The following is a 6,562-nucleotide window of genomic DNA, read 5'->3' on the forward strand; positions in this document are numbered from 1 at the left end:
ATAGACCTTTTTGACTTGAACGTTCATGAGAGAAAAACTCCTTCACTTTCCTTGTGTGTCAAGGATTCATTCGACATCGGAACGAAAAAATCCTCCCGATTTTCGTTGGGAGGGTGCGAAATGTGAGATATAACAGATTAGCCAAACTATGCATGACGGTCAAGGGATATGGAGTAGTACATAAATCGTGGGTATATTTTCATAAAAATTTTCTGGAAGGAAAAGGATTAAGAGGAAAAGTGTCGAAATAAAAAGATGGGTGTCAATATCAAGAATATGGAGGAGATCCAATTGAGTTTTTTTCGGGAACTAGGCAGATTGGCAGGGAAAGCAACGGGAGCGGTGATAGGTGGCGCGGTGAATGTTGTCGGTGAAATGACAGGCAGCCAATGGATCAAAGAGGTAGGCGATGGCGTGAAAAAAGCGTCTGAGTTTGCCGGCGATACGTTTGGCCAAGCGGTAGACGGCGTATGGAATACGGCGTCTGGCATCATTCAAAAAGATGAAGCGAAGATCGAAAAGGGCCTTGGAAACATCGGTGAGTCGATTTCGCGCACGGCCAAAGGAGTATACCAGACGGCCAAACATACATACCAAAACGGAAAAGAGGTCTATGAAGGGCTGCGCGATGACGATGAGAAAAAGATCAAAAATGGATTGACCAACATTGCCAAAACGGTAGCTGTAGGAACGTTGGCGGTCGGAATCGTGGATGTGATCGATGGCGCTGACCATAGCGATTGGGCAGAAAGCGATCAAGATCCGGGCAACATAGGTAATGGGGCAGATGCCAATGGTCATTCTATGGGTTCCTATACCGGCTATTCCGAGGTGGCAGCTAGTATAGAACCGGAAGAAAATCCGGGGACACATCATGTCCGTCCTCACTGGGTGGAAGGACATTGGCGCGATGGGCAATGGATTGAAGGATACTGGCGCGATGGGGATGGGGATACTGATGTAAATTTGACAGAGCAACAAGGCGGCGGCTATGAGCGAACGAATCCGGACGGGAATCCGGGTAATAATTTAACATGAATGGGGGAACAGCCATCAAAATACCAAAAGGGAATTTTGTTTTTTTTTGGATTTGATACAAAGGAGGAGCCGCGATGGAGTGGAAGTTGACACGCGAAAAGTATCAGCAGCTATTATCGTTTATCGGGTATGGAAACTTTCCTGAGGCAAACATGATCGTTTTTGGCATTGAGGAAGGAACAGGAGGTTACGGAATTGAGGAAAATGTGGAGGCACGGATTCGTTATTATGGAAAAAATAAGGAGGGAAAGTATGTAGACTGTTTTAATGAAAATGACCCAAGCGAAGGGTTTTGGGAATCGAGCAAGGAGGATAAAATCGCTCGTTACCTGCGGGAGCAATACGGGAAGGAAGTCGAAGATAAGTTTTACACAAAAGGCACCTTTTTATCTACGGTGGCCCGAATTTGCCTTGCTTTAGAGTCTGATTGGGAGCGCATTGGCAGCTGGTTTCGAACTTATCATGAGTGTCCTAGCCTCAAGGAACCAATCAAACGTTATATATTAGATGAACTGTTTACGAAACGAGACGGACTCCAAACGTGCTTAAGCGACTGGCGTCCTCTTCCACGTCCATCTACGCAAGTGTGGCCGATAGAATATACGGAGATTTGGCCGGATAATTCTAAAGAAAATCCGTATTTACAAGCATTTAGTCCGCCAAATATGGAACAAGAAATTAAGACAAGTTTTAGCCATTTCACTGCAGATGTCCATAGAAGGATGTCAGTATTAAAAAGAGCATTTGTTCATTCCCCAGCAAAGGTGATTTTATCGCTCGGAGGAGCTAATGGAGAGAAGAAAAAGGTGTTAAAAAGAATGTTCCAGCTTCAGGATCATGATTTTCATCCATTAGATGTACGAGCTGATTCTACAAACAATCTATCGTCGTACCATGCCATTGTGCCCCTTGAAAATAAAAAATTGCATTTATTCCTGCTTCCGTTCCCGATGGCAGGAAAGGGGCTTTTCCGAAATGGAGAGGCGATGATGCATTATTATCAACAAGTCACAGAGCGTTACTTGTATCCGATACTTGGCCGTACACAGATCGGAAGGTGATGTGGGAATGGGATCGAATGACCATGCATCGTAAGGGCGGTCACCGTGGACAAGGGGATAGAATCTTTGCATTTATCATTATTTAGCCTTTTTTTGCAAAAAAACTCTAATGGTCGGCAATTTGACGAAAACATTTAAAATTGAATAGTCGTTTCAAGGTGAAAGAATGAACGTAAAATGGCGGGGTTCCCCCTTCAGGCAGACAGTAACCTATGATATCCCTCCGAGTCTGCCGAAAGGGGGATTTTGATTGGATTATTATACTGCTATGCCTTGAAGATTTTCAAAATTGATAGAAGGTTGCAGTCTGTTCTTAGTCTTATGTTTTTCGGATCGGTGCGCAGTCTCCTCAGGCATTTGGCTTTGAAAACATGACGTTGGTAAAAGAACAGGGACTTGCCGAAAAACGGCGTCGTTGTGAAAACGATCGTGACATCCGAAATCGGGCCGCACGATTGCCGAGCATTATGGTTTGCCAACGATCGATGCGTCGTTAACCGGATTTAAATTTATCGGTGAGAAGATTCGTGAGTTTGAACGAACGAAAACAGACAAACAAGTTCCAGTTCGGTTATAAGGGCTGTATTGCTTTTGTTTTTGTGAAACTTTTCGTTTTTCTTCTTCGTAAATGACAATAAAACACTACTGAGGAAGTGATGGGATGTTAACGGCAAGCTTGCAGCAAAAAATAAAAAGATATAAAGATATTTATGCTCAGTTGAAAGATGAACTCAAATGGAAAGTGCCCGATCAGCGCATATTAATGACGGTAGCCTCTATGTATGTAGTCAACCACCGAGAGTTTCACTTGCAACGCTTTCTTCGCCTCAGCAATTACATAAAAGAACAAGTTGGCATGTTCTCTCCATTAAAATCATATCATCGTTTTCCAACAGCAGCGGTGCTTGATATTCGCTTTGAAAGGCCAGAGGAAAAATTTCATGAATTACTTAACTTGTATGAGAAATGTATTCAGCTGGGGTTTGGTAGAGGCGCATTTACCTATTTAGCAGCTTTGGTACTCATGTCCACTGTGGAGGATCATAACGATTACCAAGAAAAGCTGGAAAAGTCACTAGCCGTTTATAAGGGAATGAAAGCAAAGCATTTTTTCTTAACTTCAAGCAGTGACTACCCTCTCGCGGTCTTGTTGGCGAATACAGGAGAAGATGTGAATAAGCTGCAGGATAGAATGGAGTCGTTTTATGAAAAACTGTCTGCACGTGGGTTTCGAAAGGGGAATGACTTGCAGTTTCTCAGCCATATTCTGTCCTTAAACAAAGAGACAGAAACAGATTTATTCGTTGAGCGTTGCGTGAGGATACTGGATTTGTTCAAACAATCAGGAACGAAACTAAAAGCGATGCACTATCCTGCGATTGGGCTATTGGCTTTCGTTGATGAATATGAGAAAGAGATACCGACGATTCAGCAGATGATAAATAAGCTTCATTCCGAAAAAGTTTTCAAATGGCATAAAGATATCAATATTATGATGTCAGTGAACATTTTTATGAGCGATAAAATGGAGAATGCAAAGTTGTTAGAAACAGAGATATATACGGCGATGGAAACAATCATTCAAGCTCAGCAAGCCGCTTTTATTGCCGTTTTGGCAGCAGTTGCAGCGACTTCCTCATCAGGGGGAGGAGAAGGATAATATCTTTCTTATGAAGTGCGTTTTGGTGTAGTGATTTTACAAAAATTCCTATGGGCAGACGATGAATTGGAGATAGACGAGAAGGATGGGGCTGACCTATAAGTGTCTGATTTCATGGGCTGGGTGCTTGACACTTGTCGAAGGCTATTCCGTCAACGAAGTCATGGAAACATATGAAAAAGTAACCCACCGCAACGCCGTCATTGAATCCACCGACCGCCGCCCGGGCGACCCGGCGCGCCTTGTCGCATCCTCGCAAAAAATTTATGAAGAACTTGGCTGGAAAGCGGAATATTCATTGGAACAAATCATCAAAGCGGGTGGAAATGGCATAAATACAGAGCCTCCTGTTGAATAAGTTTCGGCAGGAGACATTTTTCTGACACCGCATGTCGCTTTATGTTGGCCTTATTCGGCAGCTATCGAAGCCCTTCCAATTCCGCTTTCAGTGTCTCCAACAGTTTTTTTCGCTCTTGTCTTGACGTTCCGCTTCTTTTGGACTGTACACAACACATAGCGCTGACACGCCTCGCTATCTCCAGTGGTGATCTCTTTGACATATAAATTTTCCCAAACTTGGTGGTACTGGCTACGACAGCTCATCGCTTCTTCCGTGATGTCCTTCCCGGACCGCATTTTTCCACACACGATATAATGCCCATCCAGATTTTAACTTTAAGTTTTGCTGACAACAAATTCCACTCATAAATCGCTTTTAAATTTACTTTGTTATCAGAATCCAATATAAAGAGATCACAGATGAATCAATCAAGGAAGCGATTGTGTTACGACGAACGAAAACATATGATCAACAGCAAAAGGGTGTAATGTATAGTGTATGCTTGCAAAGCTGTCTCGTTTGATTTTCATGTCATGTGGAGAAAATGGGTAGTGGACAATGTTCAAAGGAATAGAAATCATTATACAGTTTATATTATGATGGTGTTAAATGGACGATATTTATTGGAGTGATGATGGTGAAACTGACATTCACTAATATTAGTATGGTGGAAAAGGCGGAAATTGAGTTAAATGGCTTAGTATGCATTGCGGGCGAAAACGATACTGGAAAGAGTACTGTTGGTAAATTGTTATTTTCGATTGTCTATGCGCTTAATCATTTTGAGGAAATGTTTGAACAAGATCGCACCCATTATTTATTAAATCAAGCAGAACTGTTTTATTTCAGGCTTCGCCGCTTAATTCGTTTATCTGACGAAGATCGTTTGTTTTTTGGAGTGGAATTTCAACATGAATTATCGCATTGGCTTAATTCTGAGGAAAATGTGACGGAGAAATTAACAGCAACAATTGAGAAGCGTCTATTGAAATTAGAACATTTGCACTTAGATGAAGAAGGAAAGAACCTATTAGCGGATATGCTCACGGAAACCATTGACTTTTTGAATGTTGCTCGTGATGAGGAAAAAATAAAACAAGAAGCAGTGGAAATGGTCATGAGAAGCGAATTTCAAAAATCCATTTCGCGCCTTCACAATGAAAACGCTGAGTCGTTTGTTTCCATTACGGAAAATCATCAAGAAATTCTTCGCCTGGCTTTAAAAAACAATCGTTTGACGGAATTTAAGTTGGGAGATCCTCTCTACTATAAGGATGTTATTTATATTGAATCTCCATTTGTATTTTACTTTATCGATTTGCTGCAACGATTTATGGCTAGACGCCTAATGCAAAGAACAAATCGGGACCAAAGCATTCCATATCATTTAAAAGATTTATTTGAAAAGTTGAAATCGAAAAATCCGCAAATGTTTTCGATGTCAGAACATATTGCGAAAGATGCAAGTGAAAATTCACTATATCATTCTCAACTTGAGAGCTTAATGGGCGGGAAAATGTATTATAAAGAGATGGAAGATGAATTTGTTTTTCAACGGTCAGGCGGGCAGGAAGAAAAGTTTGCATTAATGAATACAGCCACAGGAATTAAAGCGCTGGGAATTTTTCAATTGTTGTTGCAGTCGGGATGGTTGACGAAGAGAACGCTTCTTATCATTGATGAACCTGAAGTTCACTTGCATCCTAGCTGGCAAATAGAGTATGCGCGGTAACTATTCAGCCACATCATAAAGTGAGCTGAATATTTTTTGCTTTTCCTGTCCATGATGTGAATATTGATAGACAAGGAGGTGAATCGCATGTTGACGGTACAACAAGCTGTATTTACAGTTGAAAGCTTAATCAGCAAAGTCCAACAACAAAAGCAGCTCATTACTCACCAACAACAAGTCATTGAGCAACTGTTGAAAGAAAACAAACAGCTACGCAAAGAAAATGAACAACTCAAGTATCGCGTTCAAGAGCTGGAAGCACGCACGAAAAAAAACAGCTCCAATAGCCATTTGCCCCCATCTTCTGACCGTTTTGAGAAAAAGCGTTCCTCCCGCGAGCCGTCTGGCAAAAAGCCTGGTGGGCAAGAGGGACATGAGGGGAAGACGCTCCGTCAAGTGGAACATCCACATCATCGTGTCGTCCACCGTGTGCATACGTGTCAAGGATGTGGAGCTTCTTTGCGTGAAGTCAAACCGTTCAAAGTCGATATCCGTCAAGTGTTTGATGTCCCTCGTGTGGCGATCGAGGTGACACAACATGAACGTGAAGTGAAATCGTGTCCGCATTGTCGATGCGTGCAACAAGCCGAATTCCCATCCCATGTCACGAATCATGTGCAATACGGTCCACGGCTCACGGCGCTCGTTGTTTATTTACATCATATCCAATTGATCCCGTACAAGCGTTTAAGTGATACAATCGAAGCGTTATATCAACACTCGATTAGTAC

4 protein-coding genes and 4 pseudogenes are annotated in these 6,562 nt (G+C 42.2%); 7 read left to right on the forward strand and 1 reads right to left on the reverse strand.

The features are described from left to right. Positions 1-291 precede the first annotated feature (291 nt). From ETC02_RS15900 to ETC02_RS15920, 5 genes and pseudogenes are all read left to right on the forward strand, one after another. Positions 292-1,038, forward strand: a complete 747-nt coding sequence (locus ETC02_RS15900; RefSeq protein WP_171698412.1) for a hypothetical protein — start codon at positions 292-294, stop codon at positions 1,036-1,038. Positions 1,039-1,112: 74 nt separating this feature from the next. Continuing rightward, positions 1,113-2,099: a hypothetical protein gene (locus ETC02_RS15905; protein ID WP_063329484.1), complete on the forward strand. Its 987-nt coding sequence runs from the start codon at positions 1,113-1,115 to the stop codon at positions 2,097-2,099. 396 nt (positions 2,100-2,495) lie between these two features. After that, a pseudogene (locus tag ETC02_RS15910) lies at positions 2,496-2,643 on the forward strand (phosphomannomutase); the annotation flags it as partial. Between the two features lie 117 nt (positions 2,644-2,760). Then, positions 2,761-3,759, forward strand: coding sequence for a DUF4003 domain-containing protein (locus ETC02_RS15915; RefSeq protein ID WP_171698413.1), 999 nt, complete (start codon positions 2,761-2,763; stop codon positions 3,757-3,759). 142 nt (positions 3,760-3,901) lie between these two features. After that, a pseudogene (locus ETC02_RS15920) lies at positions 3,902-4,113 on the forward strand (GDP-mannose 4,6-dehydratase); the annotation flags it as partial. A 68-nt stretch (positions 4,114-4,181) separates the two neighbouring features. Here ETC02_RS15920 and ETC02_RS18460 read toward each other — a convergent pair. Further along, positions 4,182-4,419, reverse strand: a pseudogene (locus ETC02_RS18460) (IS1634 family transposase); the annotation flags it as partial. A 317-nt stretch (positions 4,420-4,736) separates the two neighbouring features. Between ETC02_RS18460 and ETC02_RS15925 the strand changes: the two are divergent. Both ETC02_RS15925 and ETC02_RS15930 read left to right on the forward strand, forming a co-directional pair. Beyond that, on the forward strand, positions 4,737-5,831 hold the full coding sequence (locus ETC02_RS15925; protein WP_171698414.1) for an ATP-binding protein: 1,095 nt from the start codon (positions 4,737-4,739) through the stop codon (positions 5,829-5,831). An 87-nt stretch (positions 5,832-5,918) separates the two neighbouring features. Next, positions 5,919-6,562, forward strand: a pseudogene (locus ETC02_RS15930) (IS66-like element ISGst1 family transposase); the annotation flags it as partial.

Source organism: Geobacillus sp. DSP4a (assembly GCF_013096875.1).
GTDB classification, from domain to species: domain Bacteria; phylum Bacillota; class Bacilli; order Bacillales; family Anoxybacillaceae; genus Geobacillus; species Geobacillus thermophilus.